This window comes from Mucilaginibacter paludis DSM 18603 (assembly GCF_000166195.2).
Classification (GTDB): Bacteria; Bacteroidota; Bacteroidia; order Sphingobacteriales; family Sphingobacteriaceae; genus Mucilaginibacter; species Mucilaginibacter paludis.
Genome location: NZ_CM001403.1, coordinates 7210797 through 7235627, shown reverse-complemented (window position 1 = coordinate 7235627; position 24831 = coordinate 7210797). Strand labels below are relative to the sequence as shown.

Below are 24831 nucleotides of genomic sequence, written 5' to 3'. Positions count from 1 at the left end.
ACAATTTGCAAGGGCAAGTGTTTGCCGGTGAGATGATTTAGTGGTTGACGAAGGAATAAAACGATATTGCATTTTTACTTCGCCCCCTTCAACCTGCTAAAAAACTACCTGGTATACCGGTTTCAATTTGATTGCCTTCAATTCGGCATGAATATCTTTGGCAAACGCTACATCGGTACCCGGTTCAAAATGAATCTGGTAAGCTTGGAGTAAAGGCGTAATTTGCAAAACAAATGGCTTTTTGCCCAGTAAGTCCTGGCGCCTCCTTAAGCTATAGGGCATGGTGGTTCCGGCGTAATAATCGTCGGCTATGATGGTTCCACCGGCATATAGTTGGGCTGTATTGCCTTTATAATCAAACTCAAGCAAAACATCCTGAACATGGGGAGGGATTACGGGTGGCATAGCAATACTGTAAGCTTTATAAGGCAAGCCGGGGTTATAATTGATTTGATAAGTAGGCCCCAACGGCGTTTTACCATCCAGAGAATCACAATACTTTTTAAAATCCCGATTGTTTGATAGCTGCTTAAAGGCAACGTTAACCGGAGCCCATTGTGGCAGGCTTACCTGGTAATGAGCAAAAATACCGGCAGTTCCGCTTGCCTTAATATCGTTATTTTTAGGCTTGATAGCCGGGTAAGCATCAAAAGTAAAGTTGGCATCCCCGGTTGATCTGATGGTTAACGAATCTTTCACCTCATCATAATAAGCCATATTGGATGTGAGCAGCATAGTTTGGACGCCTTTGATATCAAACACATAAGAATACCTTGCCTGGTTTTTGCTTAATAACAATATGCGGAAGGTGTTGCCGGTATTGGTAGTCACATCAATTATACAATTTTCGCCCGGCGTAAGGTTTTGTACCAAGGTATAATTGCCCGATTGAATTTGCCTGCCCGTAGTTTTAAAAGCTTTGATGTTTTTGTTTTCAAATTTAAACTCGGGTGCAATGCCATCCATGGCGTAATAGCAATACACTTTACTTTTATTATCGAGTATGGCGCATGGATGTGCCGTGGCATATTGCAGCACCACGCCATCCATGTTGTAATTGAAAGGCATAATGCCATATATTTTGTTGCGGATGTTTAAGCCTCCCTTTTCGGGAATGCGGATAGTTCCGTCTTCGGTTTTGATATTGAATACTACGTTGGGGTGGTTAGCCATATCAAAATGGCGCACATAGTTGTTAAAAAAAATATACCCGGCCCCATCCTTACTCCTCACGGTGTAGCGCAGGCTTTGCATATCATTAGCCTTTGCCGGATTATCGGCCGGAATACGGGCTGCCATGGGCGACAGGTTGCTGCCGTAGCTATTGATAAACTGATGAAGGAGCTTAAAATCATGATAGTAGTCGCGTATGAATCCCCATTCGGTGATAGGCGACTCAAAGTCGTACGATATCATCGGATAGTCATTGGGGTAAGGGTAAATGGTTGACTTAGACTCCTGGGTTGGATATTCCTTGTTCCAGCTTAAAGGATGCTGCGTACCATGAAAAACGTAATACCCCAGCATATTGGCACCCACGCCCAAGCGGGTATAATCCAAAGCCAGCAGATCGCCGCCCAGCAGCGTAGGCCTGCGGTGGTAGGTTACCTGCATGCCTCCACCCAGCTCAACCGTTAAAAAAGGATGGCGATATACAGGTGTACTTACCGTGCCTGCCTGGTAGTTCAGCACATCGTTACCAATGTTTTTATCTTTCCGGTCGGCTGTAAAAGTGTAGATATTGTTGGGTGGCAAATCCTTGGTGTTCTGTGTCCAGGGGGCATCGGGGTATCCTCCCCATAAGGGCATCACTTCATCTTCGGGCACCTGCGGACCGGGCCAGCCGGTTACCACATACAGCGGAACATCCATACCGCATTTAACGGCTAATTTTTTGAGGGATGTAAGGTACTCATAACCTGCACTGCCGGGCCCATTGCTGCGCATTTCGTTATCCAGCTGCACGCCAATCAGTGGGCCGCCGTTTTTATAATACAGGCCGTCAAATTGTTTGGCGAGTGCTTTGTACCAGGTTTCAACTTCGGGCTCTACACTGCCATTTTTAGTAACCCGGTCAAAACCGCTTTTCATTTTCTTTTTCACAAACCAATCGGGCATGCCGCCGTTGCGGGCTTCGCCGTGCGCCCAGGGGCCAACACGCGCTATAGCTAACAAGCCATGCTTGGCGCACAACTGGATAAAATAACGTACATCCAGGTTATCATCAAACCGAAAACGTCCTTCTTCCTGCTCATGGTGAATCCAAAAATCGTAAAAGGCTATTACGTTAATTCCTGCGGCCTTCATCTGTAATAAAGCCTGCTCCCACTCGGCTTTTGGATAGCGCGAATAATGGATCTCGCCCATTACGGGTAAAACGGGTTTACCGCCCATGCGCAGGTAATAATTATTCAAATCAAGCACTACACCCTCCGGGTTTTTATTAGTCCCTTGTTTAAAATGCTGGTTTTCAATTAAACCAACATCTTTACCTAATACAATGGTATGCTCTTCGGCAAGGGACTGCCCGTTGCATTTAAACAGAGGTATAACAAAAAAAATGCCCGCCAGAGCGACTTTAATTACAGATGATAACATGGTTGGAGCGAGGTTTACAGCGCAAAATAGAATTATAAAATTATTTCACTGTCATGAACTATCCTTAAACTGTCAATCAGTTTTTGTTAATACTACCGCGCTGCCCTCCGCGCCACCAATAAAAAACCCCTGAACTCAGTTGAGCCAGGGGTTTCAATGTACTTTTTATTTGTTTTATTCTATACCCTTAATTTCATCGTGCTCGGGGTCGGGTTTGTAATTAGCTTGCATTTCGGCCAGTTTTTTTGAACCGTAAGCAAATTTGGTAATAATTACATAAAGCACCGGCACGATAAATATAGCCAGGAAAGTGGCCGAGATCATCCCGCCTAAAACCGTCCAGCCGATAGTTTTACGCGCTTCGGCACCTGCGCCCGATGAAAAGGCCAAGGGCAATACGCCTAATATAAAGGCCATGGATGTCATGATGATGGGCCTGAGGCGAAGGTGTACTGCTTCCAGTGTCGCTTTAACAACCTCCATCCCCCGGTCAACACGCTCCTTGGCAAACTCCACAATCAGAATGGCATTTTTAGCAGCCAAACCTATCAGCGTAATTAAACCAATTTGTGCATATACGTTATTGGTAAGCGATGGTTGCAGCGAGAGCACCAAAATTGCGCCGAAGGCCCCCAACGGTACGGCCAGCAATACCGAGAAAGGTACCGACCAGCTTTCATAAAGGGCAGCCAGAAAGAGGAATACGAACATGAGCGAAAGGATAAAAATATAAACCGTTTTTGATCCCGACAGGATCTCTTCGCGGCTTAAACCAGAAAACTCGTATCCATAGCCTTGCGGCAGTGTTTTAGCCGCCACCTCTTTCAAGGCATTCAGGGCATCGCCGCTACTGTATCCGGGGGCCGCATTACCATCAATTTCGGTTGAGCGGAACAGGTTAAAGTGCGATATCAACGGTGCGCTCTCGGTTACCTTATAACTTGTTAACGTACTTAACGGCACCATTGTACCGCCTTGGTTACGCACAAAAAACTGGTTCAGGTTTTTAATATCGCCCCTGTAATTGGTATCAGCCTGCTCCACCACGCGGAAGTTACGCCCGTAAATGGTAAAATCGTTTACGTAAGCGCTACCCAGGTAGGTTTGCAAAGCGTTACCCACATCGGATATGCTAACACCCAGCTTTTTACATTTTTCGCGATCAATGGTTAACTGGTAGCCGGGCGTACGTGCGGTAAAAAACGAAAATGCTTTGGCAATTTCGGGCCGCTTGTTTACCTCGCCAATAAATGTTTGAACTACTTTTTCAAATGTTTTAATGTCGCCTGTTTCCCTTTGCTGCAGGTTGAATGCAAACCCAGCCGTACTACCCAAACCGGGTATGGGTGGTGGTGGTATAACAATCACGTTAGCTTCTTTGATGGAGGTAGAAAGCTTTTGCTGTAACATGGCAACCAGGCCAAACAGCTGATCTTTTTTGTCCTTTCTATCATCCCAGGGTTTAAGCTGGCAAAACAAAGTACCGCTATTTGATTTTGTAGCAAACGATACCACGTTCAGGCCGCCCAAAGCTGCATAGTGCTGTATAGCGGGTACGCTATCCAGTATCGCCATCATTTTATGAATGACGTTAACGGTACGCTCCGTTGAAGATGCTTCGGGTAAATCAAAGGTGATGTAGATCCGTCCGTCATCTTCAGTAGGGATAAAGCCTGCAGGTTTATTTTTAAACAGCAATATAGCTCCCACAATGATACAAATGAGGATGACCACTACAAACTTCGAGTTTTTAATGCTTCGGCCAACTCCGTTTTGATATTTATTGGTTACGTTGCCAAACCAGGCGTTAAACTTAAAGAAAAATTTATTGAGCCCTGTTGACGATTCGTCAAGCTTCATCGGTTTCAATATCATGGTACACAAAGCCGGCGTTAAAGAAAGCGCCACAAAAGCAGATATCATTACCGATATGGCAATGGTGATAGCAAATTGTTGATATAAACGCCCAACTATACCAGGTATAAAACCCACCGGAACAAACACCGCGGCTAAGATGAGCGCGATAGCTATAACCGGGGCGGATATATCGCGCATGGCATGTACGGTAGCTTCCTGCGGCGACATTCCCTTTTCGTCGATATAATGTTGCACGGCCTCAACTACCACAATGGCATCATCCACCACAATACCGATAGCTAATACAAAACCAAATAGGGTTAAGGTATTAATGGTAAAGCCTAAGGGGATAAAAAATATAAACGTACCGATGATGGATACCGGGATAGCCAGAACGGGAATGAGGGTTGCCCTCCAGCTTTGCAGGAAAAGGAATACCACCACAATTACCAGCGCCAGCGCAATAAGCAAGGTTTCAATCACCTCGCTTACCGATACCTTAACCACAGTAACCGATTCAAATGGAACCACATAATCCACATCCGCCGGAAATTGTTTTTTAAGCTCGTTCATGGTAGCGTAAACTCCGTTGGCTGTTTCAATAGCGTTACTGCCCGGCGCCTGGTAAACCAACAGGTACGAGGCATTTTTACCATCAACATAAGAGTTACCCGAATAATTAAATTTGCCTAATTGAACGCGGGCCACATCCTTTAAGTAAACTACCGTACCAGTTGCAGGGTTTGTTTTAACAATTACGTTTTCAAACTCTTCAGGTTCCACAAGGCGGCCCTTTACATACACAGTATACTCAAATGTTTGCGCATTTTTTTGTGGCGGCGCACCTACTGTACCAGCGGCTATCTGCGCGTTTTGCTCTTGCAGGGCGGCAGTAACCTGGGCGGCAGTAATGCCTAAAGCGGCCAGTTTATCCGGCTTCAGCCAAATCCGCATACTAAAATCATCGGCACGGCTAACAATATCGCCCACACCTTTTGTTCTTAAAAGGGCATCGCGCACAAAAACGTTGGTGTAGTTATCAACAAAGGGCACGGTATGTGTACCCTTGGGCGAATACAGAGCTACCAGCATTAAAATGCTTGGATTCCGTTTTTTAACTGTGATACCCAAACGTTGTACCTCTTGCGGTAAAGTTGGCTGCGCAATACTTACCCTGTTTTGTACATCCAGCGTAGCGTTATTAATATCGGTACCAACTTCAAAATTGGCTGTCATGCTCATGGCACCATTGGCCGTGCTGTTACTGGTAAGGTAAGTCATGCCGGGTGTACCGTTTACCTGCACCTCCACAGGGGTTGCCACGGTTTGCTCAACCGTTTGAGCATCTGCACCGGTATAAGTACCGGTTATTTGTACCGTTGGAGGCGTAATTTCGGGATACTGGCCAATGGGTAAACTGGTAATAGACAGTATACCCACTATCACAATAACTATCGATATTACAATAGCTGTTACGGGCCTTTTTATAAAAGTTTCTGCAATCATCCTTAGCTTCTTAAATTATTTCTGTTGACCCTGCGTCTGTTGAGCAGGCGCACCTATTTGTATTTTGCCACCATCGCGCAAGCGGTTCAAACCTTCGGTAACTATTTTATCGCCTTCTTTAACCCCGCTCAATATCACTATCTTATTACCTACACGCGGCCCTACCTGCACTTTATGTTGCTTGGCTATCGTATCTTGCGATACAAATACAAAAAACTCGCCCATTTGCTCGGTAATGGCCTTGTAAGGTACTAAAACCTGTACGCCCGATTGCTGGTTCAATACCTTTAAAACGCAGCTCATGCCGGTTATCAACTGCTTTTTAGGGTTAGGAAACTGGATCCGCACCTTAATCGTTCCCGACTGGTTATCTACCCCCCTGTCAACCACCAATATTTTACCGGGCTGTTGGTACAAGGTACCGTCAGACAAAGCCAACATAAAAGTAGAATCGGCCTTGCCTACTGTTTTGCCTTCCATGGATGAGAATCTTGAAATATCTTTTTCGTCCACAACAAAATCAACCGCTATTGGGTCTTCACTGGATATGGTGTTTAATAAAGTTGTTCCTGTACTAATCTGCGCGCCTAATTTAACCTGGGATATGCCTATCCTACCAGTAAAAGGTGCTCTGATAAGCGAGTAATCCAGATCGGTTTTGGCCGATACCACACCGGCCCTTGCCGATTCAACCTGGCTTTTGCTGCTGGCCAGGGTGGCTACTGCATTATCAACCAGTTGTTTGGCAACCGCATCCTGCTTTAAAAGCTGGTTATAACGGTCGGCATCCTTTTGCGACCTTACCAAACTGGCCTCGGCACTGCTCAAATTAGCCTGAGCCTGCAAGTAAGCTGACTGGTATTTTCTGCGGTCAATTTCGTAAAGAGGTTTTCCCTTTTCAACCACGTCACCTTCTTTAAAAAATATTCCGGTGAGGTAGCCCGCCACTTGCGATCGCAATTCAACACTGTTTAAAGCTATAACAGTACCGGGATATTGATCATAATATATAGCGCTTGCTTTTTCTGCGGCTACAACATTAACAGCTGTTGGCGGCAAAGCGGCATTTTGCTTTGCCGGTTGCTTGCACGATACCCACGCCAGCAATGCTACAGGGCCTATTAAATAAACGTATCTTTTGTTCATAGCTAAGTATTGTATTAATATTGGATAGAAAGTGTTCCGAGTGATTTTTGTAAGTCTATTTTGGTTGATAGCACGTTAAATAAAGCATTATAGTAATTAAGCTCCGATGTACGCAGATCTGATTGTGCGTTAATTACATTTAAATAAGTTTTGATGCCTTCGCGGTATTGCAGGCTCACTACATTATATACATCCTTAGCTAATTCAACATTTTGCTTTAGTATTTTATACTCGTTGTAGTTGCTTTTATAACCTGCCAAAGCCTGCGTATACTGCGTACTGATAACGTTGCGGGTATTGATGAGGTCCAGATCGGCACGCTCAACCTGTAATTTAGCTTTACTTAAATTCTGGAGGCGCTTGGTTCCCTGGAAAATAGGGATCGAAAAATTTAAGCCTACCAATGAGTTGGGGAACGAGCGGGTGTACAAATCTTGCAGATGAGGGTTAAAGTAAGCCAGGTTATAGTTACCAAAGGCAGATACCGATGGCAAAAAGTTCCATTTATAATAGTCCACATTTAAATTTTGCAATGTTTTTTGGGTTGATAACAATTTGTATTCGATGCGGTTGTTTACATCTAAAACCTGGTTGGTATCTATTAGCGTTTCCCGCTCTAACTGGGTAGAATCATAGGCCAGCTGCATGGGCTTTTCGGGAGCGAAGCCCATTATTTGTTTCAAATAAGCAATTTTGCTGTGAATAGCCTCCTCCGACTGCTTGCGGCTGGACAGCTCATTATTTAAAGCAATGGTAGCCTGCTTGTAGTCTATTTTATCAACTATGCCGCCTTGATATTGTGCGTAAGCATCTTTTAAACTGCGTTGCAGGCGTATGATATCCTCGTTAATAATGGATAATTGCTTTTGCGATAGCAGCACATCATAAAAGGCCTTACTCACATCAGATACCACATTGATCTGGCTGCTTAAGGTATTCTCCTTGTAGTACTCGCGGCTGTATTTAGAGGTGCGGGCTGCCAGCGCTACTGTACTATTGTAAATAACCTGATTGGCTTGTAAGGATAAAGTGGATGAGTTTTGGGCACCCGATGTTACAAAGTTGTTATTAAAATAAGTAACCGGCATTTGAAAGTAATGCTGCGCATTGCCTGTAGCGCTAACCTGCGGAAGCCAATCTGCAAGGGCTATACCTATGTTTCGTTCGTTAATTTGCTCGTCTAAACTGGCTTGCCTGGTTACTGGCTGATTGCGGAGAGCAAAGCCTATACATTGCTGTAATGACACTGTTGATAGTGAAGATGTGTCGGATTTTACTTGCGCAAACAAAGAGGTTGATAAAAAACAGCTTGATATAATGGCTAAAATCTGGTAAAAGGATTTTTTCATAAGTTTTTAGGGCACTTCATTTAATTCACAAATTAAATTCATTAATTTAGATTTTTTTACCAATTTGGTCAAAAAATTACTAATACGTCATGCCAGAGCGTTTGTTGTGACAGCATTATTACAAATACATTTTTTTCCGGCCCCGCTTTATAACCGTATCGTTATATTAAAGTAAAAAGATCATTTTGGTTTTTATTATTAGCAATAAAAGCGATTAATTTGTCATCCGAAAATACGAGCCGAAACAATGTAATGTTAAAAAATTATAAAGCAACGAGCGGGATATTAGGATTTTCGTGGTATTTTTACAAAAATTTTAAGTAGGGTTAACATACATGGGTAAAAGACTACATGAAAAAGTTGCTCAATTTCAAGATGCAACTTCGATTAAAGAAGCAGGATTGTATCCGTACTTCAGGCCTATTGAGTCAGGTCAGGATACGGAAGTAATTATTGATGGTAAGCGTGTTTTAATGTTCGGGTCCAATTCGTACCTGGGCTTAACAAATCACCCTAAAATCAAAGAAGCATCTAAAAGAGCGATTGATAAATATGGCACTGGCTGTGCTGGTTCAAGATTTTTAAACGGCACACTTGATATCCATATCGAGCTTGAAAACAGGCTTGCCAAATATGTAGGTAAAGAGGCTGCTGTAATTTTCAGTACGGGTTTCCAGGTAAATTTGGGCGTATTATCGTGCATCACCGGCCGTAACGATTATTTGATATTAGATGAGTATGATCATGCTTCTATAATTGACGGTAGCCGCCTGTCGTTTTCTCGCGTTATTAAATTCGCCCACAACGATATGGACGATTTACGCCAAAAATTAAAAAACCTGCCCGATGAAGCCGTTAAACTGATTGCAGTTGACGGGATTTTCAGTATGGAAGGCGATATTGTAAAGCTACCCGAACTGTCAGATATAGCCGACGAGTTTGGCGCCAACATTATGGTTGACGACGCGCATAGCTTAGGCGTAATAGGCCATAAAGGAGCAGGCACCGCTTCGCATTTTGGCATGACGGATAAAGTAGACCTGATTATGGGTACCTTCAGTAAGTCGTTTGCTTCGTTAGGCGGTTTTATTGCAGCTGATAAAGATACCATCGAGTATATCAAACATAAAGCACGTTCGCTTATATTTAGCGCCAGCATGACCCCGGCCTCTGTTGCAAGTGTTATAGCCGCCCTGGATATTATTGAAACCGAGCCCCATCACATCGAAAACCTTTGGAAAAACACGCACTACGCCAAAATGTTGCTCAATGATGAAGGTTTTGATATGGGCCCAAGCGAAAGTCCGATACTACCTATTTATGTAAGAGATAACGCCAAAACTTTCCAAACTACCAACATTTTACAATCACAAGGGATTTTTGTTAACCCGGTAGTATCACCAGCGGTCCCTTCCGATTCATCTTTACTTCGTTTCTCGCTAATGGCTACACACACTTTCAGCCAGATAGAAGAAGCGGTTGATAAGTTGTCAAAGGCATTTAAAACTGTTGGTGTAAGCACTGTTAAAGAGAAAATATGATACAAATAGTTCCGGTAAAGTCAAAAAAAGAGTTGGCTTCTTTTATTGATTTTCCGCACGAATTATATAAAAACGATCCTAACTATGTCCCTGAACTCTTTATTGCTCAACGGGATCTGTTAACCACCCATCCGTTCCATAAGCATTCGTCGTTACAATGTTTTTTAGCTTATGATGGCGATAGGATTGTAGGGCGCATAGCTGCCATTTTGAACAATAACCATAATAACTTTAATAAAAGGAACGATGGTTTTTGGGGCTTTTTTGATTGCATCAACGATCAGGAAACGGCCAACCAGCTTTTTGCCGCAGCCACACAATGGTTAAAAGACAGAAAGGTTGATCAAAAAATAATAGGTCCGGTTAATTTTTCTACCAACGAAGCCTGTGGTTTATTAATAGAAGGCTTTGATAGTGCTCCTTTTTTAATGATGACCTACAATGCCCCCTATTACGCGCAATTAATTGAACGGGCAGGGTACTCAAAACAAATAGACCTGATAGCCTGGCATTGGGATGGCGATAATTATGATGATAAGTCAGTTCGCCTTTTAAATGCCTTGCACGAGAGGCTGAAGCGCAACAACATCATCATTCGTAAAGTAAATTTAAAAAACTTTAAAGAAGAAGCGGCCAAACTGCGCGAGGTTTACAATTCGGCCTGGGACAAAAACAGCGGTTTTGTGCCCCTGACCGATGATGAGTTTGATTACCTGGCAAAGGATCTTAAACTGATACTCGACCCTGATTTTGTTTTGGTAGCAGAGCAAAACGGTAAACTGATTGGCTTTGGTTTAGCTTTACCCAATTACAACGAAATTTTTCAGAAAATTAAAAAGGGACGTTTGTTTCCGACAGGTATTTTTAAACTTTTGCTCAACAGGCGAAAAATTAAAAGCTTACGAATATATGCTCTGGGCGTTGTGGACGGATACCGTAAAATGGGGATCGAGGCTTGTTTGTATGGCGGCATTATAAAAGAATATAAAAGAAAAGGCCTTTTGCACGCTGAAGCCGGTTGGACCTTAGAAAACAATACCATGATTAACGAAGCCATTATGGCCATCAAGGGCGATCCCTATAAAAAGTACCGCATCTACGAGAAGGATATCTAATATGAAGGAACGGGTTTTAATAACCGGTGCAAGTGGTTTTGTAGGATATCATTTAATTGAACATGCCCTAATAAACAACCTTGAAATATTTGCAGCAGTTAGACATACAAGCAAAACCGACCATCTTAAAGAGTTTGATATCCAATATACCGACATCAATTTCGAAGACGTTGATGCGCTGAAAAAGGAACTCGAAGAAAAGCAATATACTTACATTATCCATGCGGCGGGTGTAACAGCCGCCAAAACCCAGCAGGATTATAACCGGATAAACGCCCAATACACCTACAACCTGGCCCTGGCAGCAAGCCAGGCCAATATCCCTTTAAAAAAGTTTGTATTTTTAAGCAGCCTTGCTGCACTTGGCCCGTTGTTAACCATTAACGGCATTATTGAGGACGATACCCCGCCCCGCCCCGTAACAGCTTACGGGCGCAGTAAATTACTGGCTGAACAAAAATTGCTTAGCATACCCCAACTCCCGCTGATTACATTGAGGCCAACGGCAGTATACGGCCCCAGGGATACCGGAATTTACATTATTTTAAAACAGTTTAGCAAGGGCTTTGAGCCTTACATTGGCAAAATTGAGCAACGCCTTAGCTTTGTGTATGTTAGCGACCTGGCCAATATAGCTGTAAAAGCACTCCAATCGCCTATTACAGGCAAAACCTACAATGTAAGTGATGGCAAAGCCTACAGCAGGTATGCCCTTGCCGACTTCACGAAACAAATTCTAAATAAAAAAACATATAAAGTACATTTACCCGTTGTAGTAATCAAAGTTTTAGCTGGTGTGCTCGAGAAGGTTTACGCCCGGAGTAACAAAACCCCTGCGCTCAATATTGAAAAATTAGACGAACTAAACGCAGCCAACTGGATATGCGACATAGAAAATATTAGTCGCGATTTAAATTATTTACCCGCGTATGACTTGAATAAGGGTTTAGAAACGACCTTTGCATGGTACAAAAAAAACAATTGGCTTTAATATTTATTAATACAAAGTTAATATCACATCTATAGAACTACCGATATCCGCAAGGGTATGTAAACGATAGTTTAATCTTATAAAAACAATTTATATCTAATGAAAACTAACATTGAACCAGCCGAAGGAAAATTAGGTATCCTGATTCCGGGTTTAGGCGCTGTTGCTACAACACTCATTGCAGGGGTTGAAGCTGTAAAAAAAGGAATTTCAAAACCGATAGGCTCATTGACGCAGATGAGCAGTATCCGTTTAGGGAAAAGAACGGATAACCGCTACCCCAAGATAAAAGACTTTGTCCCCCTGGCCGATCTGAACGACATTGTATTTGGCGGATGGGATGTTTATGCAGATAACGTATACCAGGCAGCATCAAACGCAAAGGTGCTGGATCAGCACCTGTTAGATGCCGTTAAAGAGCCATTGGAAGCCATCGTACCCATGAAGGCCGCCTTTGATCATAACTATGTTAAAAACTTAACAGGTACCCATATCAAGGAGTTTACTACCCGCTACGACCTGGCACAACAGGTTATTGCAGATATTGAAAACTTTAAGGAAAAACACAACTTAAACCGCGTGGTATTGGTTTGGTGCGGCTCTACCGAAATTTATTTCGAGGAATCGGAAATCCATCAAAACCTGGCTAATTTTGAGCAGGCGCTGCAAAATAACGACGAGCGTATTGCGCCCAGCATGATCTATGCTTATGCTGCATTAAAGTTAGGAATCCCTTTTGCTAATGGCGCGCCTAACCTTACTGTTGATATACCTGCATTGGTGGAGCTATCAAAACTAACCAACACCCCTATTGCAGGTAAAGATTTTAAAACCGGCCAAACCTTAATGAAAACTATTTTGGCTCCGGGCTTAACTGCCCGGGCATTGGGTGTAAAAGGCTGGTTTTCAACCAATATTTTAGGCAACCGCGATGGCTGGGTATTAGATGACCCCGATAACTTTAAAACTAAAGAAGTATCAAAACTGAGCGTTCTGGAAGAGATTTTCCAACCGGAAATAAACCCCGAGCTGTATGGCGATATGTACCATAAGGTACGCATCAATTATTATCCGCCCCGTGGCGATAATAAAGAGAGCTGGGATAATATCGACATCTTTGGCTGGTTAGGCTACGAGATGCAGATCAAGATCAACTTCTTATGCCGCGATTCAATTCTGGCAGCGCCTATTGTTTTGGATCTGGCTTTGTTTATGGATCTGGCTAAACGTGCGGATATGAGCGGTATACAGGAATGGTTATCATTCTACTTAAAATCGCCGCAAACCGCGCCCGGTTTAAAACCAGAGCACGATATTTTTAAACAACTCATTAAATTACAAAATACGCTGCGCCATATGATGGGCGAAGATTTGATTACGCACTTAGGGCTTGATTATTATCAGGAACTGGTAGAATCGATGTAAATGCCTGAAATAAAGAGCTTGTTATATTAACAGGCTCTTTGTTTCTAAACGCGGTATGTTATAAAGCAAACAGTTTATGCGGATGCACATTGGGCCAAAAACCTAAATATTTGCGACTAACATATGCAGTTTTATTAGTGTTTTGATTGCATTTAAAGCAAAAAGCATCGCACAGCTGAGGGCGCCGGGAGCAAGTGAACACAATCTGGATGTAAGTGATATATTTAAACCTATCTTGTAACAACGGCCGAGTTTTACCGTCTGTTAAGATAACGAGATTTGACTTTTTGACCACAAACGTCTAAGTTGTTTTTTTTTACCTTTGTTACGTTTTATTATAATAATTTCAGCATACAATATGCTGATGTAAATAAAACGTATTAGTATCACAAATGAAGTATATATTATCCGCGTTTCTTGTTTTTTTTTCAATCCTGGTACAGGGGCAAACCACCATTATCAGGGGCGTTGTAACAGATGCTAAAACCAATCAGACATTGCCCTACGTATCTGTGGCGTTTACAGGTAGCAGCGTTGGCACAAGCACTGATATCTCCGGAAAATATACTTTAAGAACAAATAAACCCTTCGCGGAAATAAAAATCACTTTTTTAGGTTATAAAACAGTACTTCGTACCATCAAACCCGGAGAAGAGCAAGTGATCAATATCAGGCTTGAACCCGAAGGTAAAACGCTCAACGAGGTTACCGTTAATTCGGCCAAAAGGCAACGTTACCGCAATAAAGATAACCCAGCGGTTGAGTTGATCAGGAAAGTTATTGAACATAAAGATAGAAACCGCATACAGAGTTATGATTATGCGGAGTATCAGCAGTACGAAAAGTTACAGTTTTCGTTCAGCAACCTGTCGTCTACTATCGGCGAGAAAAAGATCTTCAGATCGTATAAATTCCTATTTGATAACCGCGATTCTACGTTGGTTCCCGGCAAATCGTTATTACCTGTTTATCTTGATGAAAAACTGACTCAAAATTACTACCGTAAAAATCCTGAAAGTAAAAAGGCCGTTGTGTTAGGAGCCAAAAAAGTAAACTTCGGGGGCTTTATTGATGATGATGGTATCAACACATACCTTAACCGGATGTACTCTGACGTTGATATTTATTCCAATAACATCTTCCTGATGACCAACCAGTTTCTGAGCCCTATTGCTGATGAAGCACCAACTTTTTATAAATTTTTTATTACCGATACCATTACCGACGATAATAATAATAAATTGATAGAGCTCAGCTTCACCCCACGCAACACTACCGATATGTTGTTCGAGGGCGAAATCTATATCACACTGGATACCAATTATGCTGTGCAAAAAGCTAAACTATCCATCAACAAAAATATCAACCTGAACTGGGTACGGGATATGTACGTCAATCTATCGTTTGATAAAAATGCGCAGGGACGCTACCAACTGGTAAAAAGCGATATGATGGCCGATTTTGGAATCACCAAAAAAGGTAAAGCGGGTCTTTTTGGTCAGCGAACGGTATCCTACCGGAATTATGTGCTCAACCAGCCACGCCCCGATTCAACTTATAACGGTGTTAGTGGATTGGTTACCGACGAGGCCAAAGAACGTAGCGACCAATTCTGGGTGGCAAGCCGCGGAAAGGATACGCTAACCAAAGCAGAATCTAAAGTTTATAAAAACATAGACAGTTTACAAACCATCCCCGCCTTTAAGCGTACGATGGACATTGCATCGCTGGTGTTGGCCGGGTATAAATCATTCGGCCCTTTCGAGCTGGGCCCTGCCAATGCGTTTTATAGCTTTAACCCGGTTGAAGGCTTCCGTTTACGTTTAGGCGGACGGACCACGCCCGAACTAAGCAAAAGATATTATTTTGAAACTTATGGCGCCTATGGCTTTAAGGACCAAAAATGGAAGTATTTTTTAAGCGCCACGTACTCGCTGAACAATAAAACCATTTACAAATTTCCGCAGAACTACATCAGGGCGAGCGTGCAACGGGATACTAAAATTCCTGGGGCCGAATTACAGTTTGTACAGGAAGATAACTTTTTGCTATCCTTTAAACGCGGTGTAAACGACAAGTACCTTTATAACGATTTTTACAAGGTAGACTACGTACGCGAATATGAGAGCCACCTATCCTATACCTTAGGGTTTAAGAGCTGGAAACAATCACCTGCCGGATCGTTATATTTTAACCAGTACGTAAACGGTCAATTGGAATCAATACCCAATATTACAACCTCTGAGTTATCTTTCGGCATACGCTATGCTCCGCATGAGCAGTTGTTGCAAGGTAAAATATACCGCATTACTATACCAAGTAAATACCCCATCCTGTCGTTAAATTACACCCAGGGCGTAAAGGGATTATTTGGCGGCCAATACAATTATCAAAACTTACACGCCCGGATAGATAAACGTTTCTATTTATCGCAATTGGGCTATACAGACTTTGTTGCCGAAGGGGATTATGCTTTTGGTAGAATACCTTTCCCGTTGTTAACAGTACACAGGGCCAATCAAACTTATGCCTATCAGTTAGATTCGTATAACCTGATGAACTTTTTGGAGTTTGTGAGTGACCATTACGCCAGCGTAACGCTCGACCATTGCTTTAATGGATTTATTTTTAATAAAGTACCTTTGCTTAAACGGTTAAAGTTCCGCGAATTTATTACATTTAAGGCACTTTATGGCGCCGTACGCGACGAGAACAACCCTAACCTTCATCCTTCATTAATACAGTTCCCTGTGGATGCCCAGGGAAGGCCGCTAACCTACACTTTAAATAACGGGCCATATACCGAGGGCAGCATTGGTATAGGTAATATATTGAAGTTCTTCAGAGTGGATCTGGTTGAACGTTTTAACTATTTAGATCATCAAAACGCGCCTCAGTTCGGTATCAGAACAAGGGCCCGGTTAGATTTTTAACATTAAAAAAATTGACTATGCCACAAACTACGCTCCGGCTCAACCTTCAATTAGGTATATATAAAGTTATTGACCCGTTGGTTAAAGTTTTAATCAAATTGGGGCTAACGCCTAACGCCGTAACCACCATAGGCTTGTTACTGAATGTAGCTGTTGCCGGTATATTTATTTTAGGTGCCGAAGAAGGTAACCGCGGCGATTTGAGTTATGTGGGATGGGCAGGCGCTTTGGTTTTGTTTGCCGGTTTATTTGACATGCTCGATGGGCAAGTAGCCCGCCTGGGCAAAATGAGCTCGAAATTTGGTGCGCTTTATGATTCGGTACTGGATAGATACAGCGAGCTGATTATGTTTTTAGGTATTTGTTATTACCTGGTGGCACATCACTATTTTTTGAGTTCGATATTCGCCTTCATTGCGCTCATCGGTTCTATGATGGTGAGTTATGTAAGGGCGCGCGCCGAAGGATTGGGGATAGAATGCAAAGGCGGTTTAATGCAACGCCCGGAACGGGTGATTACCATTGGCTTGTTTGCCATCTTATGCGGCGTGTCATCATCCTACATCGGGGGCGATTATAAGCTTTACATCCCCGGAATCCCTTTTCATGTTTTTGAAACCATTACCATTTTTACAGTGCCTATTGTTGTGCTGGCCGTTCTATCTAACATTACTGCGTTTAAAAGACTTTACGATGCCAAAAAAACGATGGATGCCAACGAGAATAAATAAGAATAACAGTTGAGATCAAATTAATGAATATAGCTTTTTCTATCCTGTTGAATTTTGCCTTGATCTTTCACCCTTCATCAGTAGCGGGCAAGATTATGCCACACCACAATTATGTGGTTGGTTACGATACAACATCAAGGAAAATAAAAACCAGGGCGGTTAATTTTCCGGTTCCTGCTGTACCGAGTAAATTATTTTATGTACAGCGCGACCCTAATACCAACACCATTGTTTACGACCTGAACGTAAACACTAACGGCGAGCCTGATAAGGAAAACCCTGTGCACGTTTACTGGATAAAGTACAACGAACGCGGACAAAAAGAGGAGCTCAACTTTATTCAGCGAAAATTTGCTTACGGCTTGGTTACAAAACCGCTGGATAATGGTAAATTTGACGTGCGATTTGTATCGTATAAAAAATATCCGCTGTCGCTGATGAAATCGGCCACAGATAATAAATATCATATTTACGCCACAATTGATAAAAAACAGGCCATATTAAATAAAATCTTTATCCGGATTGAAGGTGGTACTTTTTGGGTACCTAATGTGGTTTATGTTGAGGTTAAAGGAACCGACCCTGCAACCGGAAAAGAAATAATGGAACGTTTTAAACCGTGAAAATGCAATGAAGAAAAATTATGTTTCAAACTCCAGTGAATCCATAAGGATGTTTAAAAGCGATCTTTTAGAGGCATTCTCTAAAGTTCACTTTTTTGTACCCCTAATCGTTTATGTACCAGTTATTCTGTTTTTAATTTATAAGGCCCTGTTTGTAGTATCAATGGGCATACTCACTTTTACAGGCCTTTTGCTTGCAGGTTTGTTTGTATGGACGTTTGTTGAATACATTATGCACCGCTTTGTGTTTCACTATGTACCTAAGGCAAAGTGGGCCTACCGTTTGCACTTTATTTTCCACGGTGTGCACCACGATTATCCTAACGATTTAAAAAGATTGGTTTTGCCCCCTTCGGCAAGTATACCCCTGGCTCTGGGCTTTTACCTGCTGTTTAGCGCCATATTGCCCGATACTTATGTGTATGCTTTTTTTCCGGGCTTTATCGGTGGATACCTGGTTTATGATATGACGCATTATGCCATCCACCATTTCAATTTTAAATCGGGCATCTGGAAAAAAATCAAACAGCATCACATGCTTCACCATTATTCAGACCCCAGCAAGGGTTATGGGGTAAGTTCTGATTTTTGGGATAAAATTTTCCGCTCGCACTTCACCAATAAATAATGGCTACTGCTTCCGGCCCAAATGGGGGGATTATTATCAACGGCAAAACTATCGCGGTTGTGGCGGCTATATCATTGGGCTACTTGCTGCTCTCGTGGTTATTGGTAGGTTACAAAGCAGACCAATTGGTACTGGTAGGCTTGTTTAATCTTGCCTTTTATGCCTCCTCCATTTCCCGGAAGTTTATTACAGGCTTTTCCATCTTCATCGTATACTGGATCATTTACGATTACATGAAGGCCTTCCCCAACTATAACTACGCCACAGTGCATATTGCTGATCTGTATAACCTGGAGAAACACACCTTCGGCATCAACATCAGCGGAAAGCTCCTCACGCCGAATGAATACTGGCGCTATAACGGCAATACCGCGCTCGACCTGATATGTGGTATTTTTTACCTTTGCTGGGTACCCGTTCCAATGGCCTTTGCGGTTTATTTATTTTTTAAAAAACGCCGACAATTTTTGCTTTTCCTATTCACCTTTGTGCTGGTTAATTTTATAGGCTTTATCATCTACTACACTTTTCCGGCTGCGCCACCCTGGTATGTGCAGTATCATGGCTTTAATTTTGTAGCACATACACCTGGCAACACCGCGGGCCTGGCCAAATTCGATCATTATTTTAACATAAATCTGTTTAAAGGCATTTATGCCAAAGGATCCAATGTATTCGCCGCAATGCCTTCGCTACACTCCTCATACCCTATTATTGTTTTATACTACGGTGTAAAAAACAAATTGGGTGCAGCCAACATCTTTTTCGCTACTGTAATGTTGGGCATCTGGTTTGCAGCGGTGTATCTTAGCCACCATTATGTTTTAGATGTACTTGCTGGTATTACCTGCGCTATAATAGGGATCATTTTTTTCAATTTGTTAGTTGCAAAATCGGTAGTATTTAACCGATTTATCGATAGATTTGAAAAGGCAATATCCTGAGCCTCCTCAAGCAAATACAGTTATGTTTGTAAAGTACAATATGAAAAGGCTTTATATATCATCGGTTTTATTTTTGTTATTGATGCCCTTTGCGTCAGGGCAATCATCATTACGGATCAGCGAGCAGCAATTTAAAGAGCAGTTTTTGAACAGCATCAACGCCAGGCGTGCACAGGGCTGCAAATGTGGCGATAGCTTCATGAAGGCCGCCGCTCCCTTAACCTGGAATACCCTGTTGGCAAACGCTGCCCGGGAGCATGCCTACGATATGTACCGCAACAAGTACTTTAACCATAAAAGTAAGGATGGCCGTAGCATAGAGGACAGATTGGTGCAAGCCGGCTACACTTATGAAAACTATGAAAGCTACGCCATTGGCGAAAATATAGCCTACAATCAGCAGAGTATTGAAGAGGTACTGAACGGTTGGTTTAAAAGTAAAGAACACTGTAAAAACCTGATGGACCCGCGCTTTACCGAGATTGGTATAGCCGAACATCAAAAGTATTGGGTACAGGATTTTGGCGGAAGAGTTAAGTTTGACTCAAATTAAAGTTTTTGATCAGGATCGATCTTTTTATCATTCAACCTCGTAAATTAAAATAAACAACCATGAAGTACATCTTTTCAACCTTAGCATTTGTTCTGCTTTTGCAGTTAACAACAAGGGCTCAAAAAGTTTTAACCGTTGGCGATGCTGTGCCATCGTTTTCATTGAAAGATCAGGATGGTAAACTGTTTAACATTAAAGACGCCATCGGCAAGCATATACTGATAGTTTACTTTTATCCTAAGGACGAAAGCATGGTATGCACCAAAGAGGCCTGTGCCTTTCGCGATAGTTTTGCCGATTTTACCAAAGCCGGAGCGCAAGTAATAGGCATTAATGCAGGCACGGTAGAGAGCCACAAAAACTTCCAGAAGAACCACCAGCTACCTTTCATTTTGTTAAGCGACCCGGATAACAAAGTATTAAAGATGTTTGGTGTAAAAAACAAATTTTTTATGACGGGCCGACAAACTTTTGTAGTTGATATGAAAGGCAAGATCGCCCTTAGCTACGAATCGATGTTGGAAGGCACAGAACACTCGCGCCAGGCTTTAGCCGTGGTACAAGCGTTGAACTTAAAAAAATAACATACTTTGATAACCGTGCTCTGGTTTAAAGTTGCGGGTTATATTACGCATAAAACCAAATGATGTGTTTTTACATTAAAGCAATCCTCATGAATGGTTTCAGCAGGCATACTCGCCTTAATCAGCGAGTTGCCTAAAAGTGCCTCCAGTTAATTTTAAGCAACTTTTCTTTCAGCCTGTAAGTCCAACTTAACATCGGGTACTTCAACACTTGCTATTTCATAATCCTTCAGTAATTCGGTTTCGGTTATCAAAACGCCAAAATCGTTAAAGGTGATGCCGTTATCTAAAGGATAAGCCATATACCCTCGTTTATCGGCCTGGTATTGGGCCAAAGTAAATATTTCCTCAGGATATTTTTTCGCCCTGATCTGGGCTCCTTCCGCTAATTGGTAGGCATCCAATATAGTTTCAAATTTGTTGTTCTTTGTCATGATTTAAGCTCAGCAATTACTTTGCCACTAAGCAAACCACTCAAACAAGTCTGTTTGTTTAAGTTCCGCCTTATCGTTACCTGCTATATCACGAATTATCTTTCCTTCGGCCATTTGAATGATGCGATTGCCGTAGATAAAGGCATCCTTAAGGTGATGGGTAATTAAAATGGCAGTCAAACTAAAATCCTTAATCAATTGATCGGCAGTTCTCATCACAATATCTGCCGATCGGGGGTCGAGCGCGGCCGTAGGTTCGTCCAATAGCAATATCTTGCAATCATCCATCACACTCATCAGCAAGGTTAAAGCCTGCCTTTGGCCTCCGGAAAGCGTGCCCATGGGCTGATAGAGCTTGTTTTCCAAACCCATCCCTAAAATGGCTATTCTGCTTTTAACCACCTCAATAAAAGTGTTGTTAATACCTATGTTTAAACCTTTGGGTTTGGTACGCAGCGCAGCCAGCCTAAAATTATCCAATATGCTTAAGTCGGATGCGGTACCGCTTAACGGGTTCTGAAAAACGCGAGCTATCCACTGGCTGCGTTCATAATCGGGCAGCTTTGTAACATTTTCACCATCAATGTTGATGATGCCCTGGCCCGGCAAAATACTGCCTGTTATCATATTCAGCAGTGTAGATTTTCCTGAACCATTGGAGCCCACAATAACTACAAATTCGCCTTTGTTTATATCCAGGTTAATGCCGGTTAAGGCTTTTACCTCGTTAGCCTTACCCCGATTAAAAGTTTGATGTATGTCCGTTAGGTTAATCATGCTGCTTTTGTAAAATTCAGTTTAGGAAGGCTAACGATCAGCAACACAAAAACTGCCGTTACCAATTTCAGCAGATTAGGATCGACACCAATAGTTAAGGTAACCGCCAATACCAATTGAAACAGGATAGCCCCCAACAGCACGGCTGCTAAACTAAGCCAAACAGATGTAATAGAAAACCAGTTGATCAGCGTTTCGCCGATGATGACCGAGCCCAGCCCCCAAATAACGATGCCGATACCCATACTGATATCTGCGAAGCCCTGAAACTGGGTCATCAAATATCCGCTCACGGCTGTTAAAGCGTTGGCCAAGGCCAGGCCGATAATTTTCATCCGGTCGGTGTTAACACCCAGGGCCTTAATCATTGATTCGCTGTTGCCGGTGGCGCGCATGGCAATGCCGAAATCAGTTTTCAGCAGATACCCTATCAATAAGGTGATCAGCAGAACAAAAACGATCAGGATATAAAAAGAATTTTGATTAGCATCGGCAACTAACTTAACAGCATCAAATAGTGTGGGCAAACTGATAACAGGCAGGTTGGAGCGCCCCATGACAACCAAATTGACAGAATAGAGGGCCGTCATCACTAAAATACCCGCAAGCAATGCATTAATTTTTAGTTTGGTATGAATTAGCCCGGTTAATGCCCCGGCAATAGCGCCCGCAACAATAACAGCCGGCAAAATAACCGATCCGGGTAAATGATGTGTGAGTAATACAGCCGTTACTACGCCGCCTAAAGTGTAGCTACCATCGGTTGTAATATCGGGGATATTAAAGATCCGCATGGAAATATAAATGCCAAGGGCAATTCCAGAAAAACAAAGACCTTGTAAAAGTGCTGATAAAAAAAAGTCCATTACTTAACGGGTTCAAAGTTTGCCGGAACGGTAATGTTGTATTTTTTTGCCGTTTGCACATTGTAAACCCGCTTGCGCACTTTTACCATCTCTAATTTTAAGCCTTCGGTTTGATGCGTTTTAAGATATTGTGCAGCCTGCAACCCAGATTGGTAGCCCCACTGGTAAATATCGGCGCCAAAAGCAACAAGAGCACCACGTTCTACCAAACCGGCTTCGCTGGTAAAAATAGGAACATGTTTTTGATCACAATTTTTCAATATCGTTTCAAACGAAGCAAAGACTGTGTTATCGGGGTTGGCAAAAAAAGCATCCAGGTTTTTTGTAAGCAACGATTGCGTTACCATTTGCGCATCTGCCGAGGTATTAACCGGGATGGACGTTAAAGTTATATTGAGTTTATCCGCCAAACCCTTAATGCGGTTCATCGCATCAACCGATTGCGGTTCCGATTGATTATAGATCATCCCCACTACCAGTTTACCACTTTTGGGCTTAATTAATTTCGGGATGATGGAAAACGACGTATCTATGTAAGCCAAATCCTCCTCGGTACCAAACAAATTAACAGGTGCCTTGCCTGATGCATCTACGGCTTTCATTAAAGCCGGTGTTGGCGATACCATTTGGAAAATAGGGATAGTTTTTGTTTTCTGTATGGCAGTAATGGTGGATAGCGTGGTACAGGTAGCTAAAACATCAACCTTTTGCCCTACAAAAGCGTTAACAATTTGGGTAAGCGTTGGCAGGCTACCCTGTGCATTGTTATAAATAATTTTTACATTCTTCTGATCTTCGCTAAAGCCATTCTTCTTCAATGCATCGGTAAAACCTGTTCTTGCTTTGGCTATAGTAGCATCTTCAAAGGCATCTACAAAGCCAATGGTAGCAACATCATTTTTTTTTGAGGAGTTACAAGCAGTTAATATAAAGGCAATTGCGGTAGTAACTAATAAAATTTGGTGCTTCATTATGCTAATTTAAACAATTTGTAGCACAAGCGAATTTTTATATGATCTATTTTTGTTGACTTATAATTAATTTTTTATCTATTTTCGCCATGCATGATACGTATAACATCCAAACTTCCGCAAACCGGTACAAACATATTTACAACTATGTCTGCCCTGGCTACCGAGGTTGGCGCTATTAACCTCTCGCAGGGCTTCCCGGATTATACCTGCTCGCCAGAGTTGGTCAGTCTGGTTAACAAGGCCATGAAAGACGGGCATAATCAATACGCGCCAATGGCTGGCGTGATGGGCTTGCGCGAGCAAATCAGCATTAAACTGGAGAAACTATATGGCGCGCAGTATCATCCAGATACCGAGATCACCATAACGGCCGGAGGAACGCAAGGCGTTTTTACCGCTATATCTGCCGCTATACAGCCTAACGACGAGGTTATTGTTTTTGAGCCCGCATATGATTGTTACGCCCCGGCCATTAAGTTAATGGGAGGCATCGTTAAATCACTTGAGCTGGCTCCGCCAGATTACCGAATCCCATGGGATATGGTGCGCAGGCTGATCACCAATAAAACAAGGATGATCATCCTGAACTCGCCCCATAATCCAACGGCCACCGTATTACAGCAAAGCGATATTGACGAACTGACGGCCATTGTTAAAGATCAGGATATACTGATACTGAGCGACGAAGTTTACGAGCATATTATTTTTGACGGGCAAACCCATCACAGTATGGCCCGGTATGAAGAGCTTCGCAAACGGAGCTTTATAGTAGCCTCATTTGGCAAATTATTCCATACCACAGGCTGGAAATTAGGCTATTGTGTAGCCCCTGCCCTGTTGATGCAGGAGTTTAGGAAGCTCCATCAATTTTTAGTATTCAGCGTGAATACGCCCATGCAATATGCCGTAGCCGAATACCTGAAAGACGAAAATGTATACCTCGGCCTGGCCGACTTTTTCCAGCAAAAACGAGATTACTTCCGCTCCGCATTGGCGCAAACCCGGTTTGAGTTATTACCATGCTCAGGCGCTTATTTCCAATCTGTAAGGTATAGCAACATCAGCGATGAGAAAGATACCGAAATAGCGCCGCGTATTACCAGGGAATTTGGAGTTGCTTCTATACCAACATCAGCTTTTTATTCGAGGGGAACAGACCACCAGGTTTTAAGGTTTTGTTTTGCCAAACAGCAAGAAACATTAGATAAAGCCGTTAATAAGCTGATGAAAATTTAATATTTACAGGCTGCTCTACC

Annotated in this window: 20 protein-coding genes; 12 read left to right on the top strand and 8 right to left on the bottom strand. The window is 42.5% G+C overall.

Features of this window, described 5'->3' with window-relative positions; genetic code table 11:
- Positions 1 to 96: 96 nt before the first annotated feature.
- The 4 genes from MUCPA_RS30740 to MUCPA_RS30725 all read right to left on the bottom strand — a co-directional run bounded on the left by MUCPA_RS30740 (position 97) and on the right by MUCPA_RS30725 (position 8456).
- Positions 97 to 2598: a beta-galactosidase gene (locus tag MUCPA_RS30740; RefSeq protein ID WP_008511845.1), complete on the bottom strand. Its 2502-nt coding sequence runs from the start codon at positions 2596 to 2598 to the stop codon at positions 97 to 99.
- Positions 2599 to 2772: 174 nt separating this feature from the next.
- A complete protein-coding gene (locus MUCPA_RS30735; RefSeq protein ID WP_008511843.1) occupies positions 2773 to 5961 on the bottom strand; it encodes an efflux RND transporter permease subunit in 3189 nt (1062 codons plus the stop codon).
- Positions 5962 to 5976: 15 nt separating this feature from the next.
- Complete coding sequence (locus MUCPA_RS30730) at positions 5977 to 7107, bottom strand: efflux RND transporter periplasmic adaptor subunit (RefSeq protein WP_008511842.1); 1131 nt, start codon at positions 7105 to 7107, stop codon at positions 5977 to 5979.
- Positions 7108 to 7121: 14 nt separating this feature from the next.
- Positions 7122 to 8456, bottom strand: coding sequence for a TolC family protein (locus MUCPA_RS30725; RefSeq protein ID WP_008511841.1), 1335 nt, complete (start codon positions 8454 to 8456; stop codon positions 7122 to 7124).
- A 335-nt stretch (positions 8457 to 8791) separates the two neighbouring features.
- Between MUCPA_RS30725 and spt the strand changes: the two genes are divergently transcribed.
- The 11 genes from spt (at position 8792) to MUCPA_RS30670 (ending at position 20524) form a co-directional block, all read left to right on the top strand.
- A complete protein-coding gene (gene spt, locus MUCPA_RS30720) occupies positions 8792 to 9997 on the top strand; it encodes a serine palmitoyltransferase (RefSeq protein WP_008511840.1) in 1206 nt (401 codons plus the stop codon).
- Positions 9994 to 11112 (top strand): hypothetical protein, encoded by a 1119-nt coding sequence (locus MUCPA_RS30715; protein WP_008511839.1) that lies wholly within the window; start codon positions 9994 to 9996, stop codon positions 11110 to 11112. Before spt ends, MUCPA_RS30715 begins: the two co-directional genes overlap by 4 nt.
- Before the next feature lies 1 nt (position 11113).
- Positions 11114 to 12103 carry an NAD-dependent epimerase/dehydratase family protein gene (locus MUCPA_RS30710; RefSeq protein ID WP_008511838.1) on the top strand — a complete coding sequence of 330 codons (990 nt, stop codon included), beginning with the start codon at positions 11114 to 11116 and terminating at the stop codon, positions 12101 to 12103.
- A gap of 99 nt (positions 12104 to 12202) precedes the next feature.
- On the top strand, positions 12203 to 13528 hold the full coding sequence (locus MUCPA_RS30705; protein WP_008511837.1) for an inositol-3-phosphate synthase: 1326 nt from the start codon (positions 12203 to 12205) through the stop codon (positions 13526 to 13528).
- A gap of 392 nt (positions 13529 to 13920) precedes the next feature.
- Positions 13921 to 16461, top strand: coding sequence for a DUF5686 and carboxypeptidase-like regulatory domain-containing protein (locus MUCPA_RS30700; protein WP_008511836.1), 2541 nt, complete (start codon positions 13921 to 13923; stop codon positions 16459 to 16461).
- Between the two features lie 17 nt (positions 16462 to 16478).
- The gene (locus MUCPA_RS30695) at positions 16479 to 17192 is read left to right on the top strand and encodes a CDP-alcohol phosphatidyltransferase family protein (RefSeq protein WP_008511835.1); all 714 of its coding nucleotides are present in this window, start codon (positions 16479 to 16481) and stop codon (positions 17190 to 17192) included.
- A gap of 23 nt (positions 17193 to 17215) precedes the next feature.
- The gene (locus tag MUCPA_RS30690; RefSeq protein WP_008511834.1) at positions 17216 to 17815 is read left to right on the top strand and encodes a DUF4833 domain-containing protein; all 600 of its coding nucleotides are present in this window, start codon (positions 17216 to 17218) and stop codon (positions 17813 to 17815) included.
- A gap of 7 nt (positions 17816 to 17822) precedes the next feature.
- The gene (locus MUCPA_RS30685; RefSeq protein ID WP_008511833.1) at positions 17823 to 18443 is read left to right on the top strand and encodes a sterol desaturase family protein; all 621 of its coding nucleotides are present in this window, start codon (positions 17823 to 17825) and stop codon (positions 18441 to 18443) included.
- Positions 18443 to 19387 (top strand): phosphatase PAP2 family protein, encoded by a 945-nt coding sequence (locus tag MUCPA_RS30680; protein WP_008511831.1) that lies wholly within the window; start codon positions 18443 to 18445, stop codon positions 19385 to 19387. The genes MUCPA_RS30685 and MUCPA_RS30680 overlap by 1 nt, the downstream gene beginning before the upstream one ends.
- A gap of 40 nt (positions 19388 to 19427) precedes the next feature.
- On the top strand, positions 19428 to 19940 hold the full coding sequence (locus MUCPA_RS30675; RefSeq protein ID WP_040626699.1) for a CAP domain-containing protein: 513 nt from the start codon (positions 19428 to 19430) through the stop codon (positions 19938 to 19940).
- A gap of 59 nt (positions 19941 to 19999) precedes the next feature.
- Positions 20000 to 20524, top strand: coding sequence for a peroxiredoxin (locus MUCPA_RS30670; RefSeq protein ID WP_008511827.1), 525 nt, complete (start codon positions 20000 to 20002; stop codon positions 20522 to 20524).
- 155 nt (positions 20525 to 20679) lie between these two features.
- On the opposite strand, the gene MUCPA_RS30665 is transcribed toward MUCPA_RS30670, so the two are convergent.
- From MUCPA_RS30665 to MUCPA_RS30650, 4 genes are read right to left on the bottom strand one after another with little or no spacing between them, the layout of a single operon-like run.
- On the bottom strand, positions 20680 to 20958 hold the full coding sequence (locus MUCPA_RS30665; RefSeq protein ID WP_008511825.1) for a hypothetical protein: 279 nt from the start codon (positions 20956 to 20958) through the stop codon (positions 20680 to 20682).
- A 27-nt stretch (positions 20959 to 20985) separates the two neighbouring features.
- The gene (locus tag MUCPA_RS30660) at positions 20986 to 21735 is read right to left on the bottom strand and encodes an ABC transporter ATP-binding protein (protein ID WP_008511823.1); all 750 of its coding nucleotides are present in this window, start codon (positions 21733 to 21735) and stop codon (positions 20986 to 20988) included.
- On the bottom strand, positions 21732 to 22601 hold the full coding sequence (locus MUCPA_RS30655; protein ID WP_008511821.1) for an ABC transporter permease: 870 nt from the start codon (positions 22599 to 22601) through the stop codon (positions 21732 to 21734). Before MUCPA_RS30655 ends, MUCPA_RS30660 begins: the two co-directional genes overlap by 4 nt.
- On the bottom strand, positions 22601 to 23572 hold the full coding sequence (locus MUCPA_RS30650; protein ID WP_008511819.1) for an ABC transporter substrate-binding protein: 972 nt from the start codon (positions 23570 to 23572) through the stop codon (positions 22601 to 22603). The genes MUCPA_RS30655 and MUCPA_RS30650 overlap by 1 nt, the downstream gene beginning before the upstream one ends.
- A gap of 93 nt (positions 23573 to 23665) precedes the next feature.
- Between MUCPA_RS30650 and MUCPA_RS30645 the strand changes: the two genes are divergently transcribed.
- The gene (locus MUCPA_RS30645) at positions 23666 to 24811 is read left to right on the top strand and encodes a methionine aminotransferase (RefSeq protein ID WP_008511817.1); all 1146 of its coding nucleotides are present in this window, start codon (positions 23666 to 23668) and stop codon (positions 24809 to 24811) included.
- Positions 24812 to 24831: the final 20 nt, after the last annotated feature.

What these genes read in the sequence shown, in the direction of transcription:
- MUCPA_RS30660 (WP_008511823.1), bottom strand. Translation starts at nt 21,735, where the DNA reads ATGATTAACCTAACGGACATACATCAAACTTTTAATCGGGGTAAGGCT.
- MUCPA_RS30670 (WP_008511827.1), top strand. Translation starts at nt 20,000, where the DNA reads ATGAAGTACATCTTTTCAACCTTAGCATTTGTTCTGCTTTTGCAGTTA.
- MUCPA_RS30675 (WP_040626699.1), top strand. Translation starts at nt 19,428, where the DNA reads ATGAAAAGGCTTTATATATCATCGGTTTTATTTTTGTTATTGATGCCC.
- spt (WP_008511840.1), top strand. Translation starts at nt 8,792, where the DNA reads ATGGGTAAAAGACTACATGAAAAAGTTGCTCAATTTCAAGATGCAACT.
- MUCPA_RS30710 (WP_008511838.1), top strand. Translation starts at nt 11,114, where the DNA reads ATGAAGGAACGGGTTTTAATAACCGGTGCAAGTGGTTTTGTAGGATAT.
- MUCPA_RS30715 (WP_008511839.1), top strand. Translation starts at nt 9,994, where the DNA reads ATGATACAAATAGTTCCGGTAAAGTCAAAAAAAGAGTTGGCTTCTTTT.
- MUCPA_RS30685 (WP_008511833.1), top strand. Translation starts at nt 17,823, where the DNA reads ATGAAGAAAAATTATGTTTCAAACTCCAGTGAATCCATAAGGATGTTT.
- MUCPA_RS30735 (WP_008511843.1), bottom strand. Translation starts at nt 5,961, where the DNA reads ATGATTGCAGAAACTTTTATAAAAAGGCCCGTAACAGCTATTGTAATA.
- MUCPA_RS30725 (WP_008511841.1), bottom strand. Translation starts at nt 8,456, where the DNA reads ATGAAAAAATCCTTTTACCAGATTTTAGCCATTATATCAAGCTGTTTT.
- MUCPA_RS30740 (WP_008511845.1), bottom strand. Translation starts at nt 2,598, where the DNA reads ATGTTATCATCTGTAATTAAAGTCGCTCTGGCGGGCATTTTTTTTGTT.
- MUCPA_RS30695 (WP_008511835.1), top strand. Translation starts at nt 16,479, where the DNA reads ATGCCACAAACTACGCTCCGGCTCAACCTTCAATTAGGTATATATAAA.
- MUCPA_RS30680 (WP_008511831.1), top strand. Translation starts at nt 18,443, where the DNA reads ATGGCTACTGCTTCCGGCCCAAATGGGGGGATTATTATCAACGGCAAA.
- MUCPA_RS30645 (WP_008511817.1), top strand. Translation starts at nt 23,666, where the DNA reads ATGATACGTATAACATCCAAACTTCCGCAAACCGGTACAAACATATTT.
- MUCPA_RS30690 (WP_008511834.1), top strand. Translation starts at nt 17,216, where the DNA reads ATGAATATAGCTTTTTCTATCCTGTTGAATTTTGCCTTGATCTTTCAC.
- MUCPA_RS30700 (WP_008511836.1), top strand. Translation starts at nt 13,921, where the DNA reads ATGAAGTATATATTATCCGCGTTTCTTGTTTTTTTTTCAATCCTGGTA.
- MUCPA_RS30650 (WP_008511819.1), bottom strand. Translation starts at nt 23,572, where the DNA reads ATGAAGCACCAAATTTTATTAGTTACTACCGCAATTGCCTTTATATTA.
- MUCPA_RS30730 (WP_008511842.1), bottom strand. Translation starts at nt 7,107, where the DNA reads ATGAACAAAAGATACGTTTATTTAATAGGCCCTGTAGCATTGCTGGCG.
- MUCPA_RS30705 (WP_008511837.1), top strand. Translation starts at nt 12,203, where the DNA reads ATGAAAACTAACATTGAACCAGCCGAAGGAAAATTAGGTATCCTGATT.
- MUCPA_RS30665 (WP_008511825.1), bottom strand. Translation starts at nt 20,958, where the DNA reads ATGACAAAGAACAACAAATTTGAAACTATATTGGATGCCTACCAATTA.
- MUCPA_RS30655 (WP_008511821.1), bottom strand. Translation starts at nt 22,601, where the DNA reads ATGGACTTTTTTTTATCAGCACTTTTACAAGGTCTTTGTTTTTCTGGA.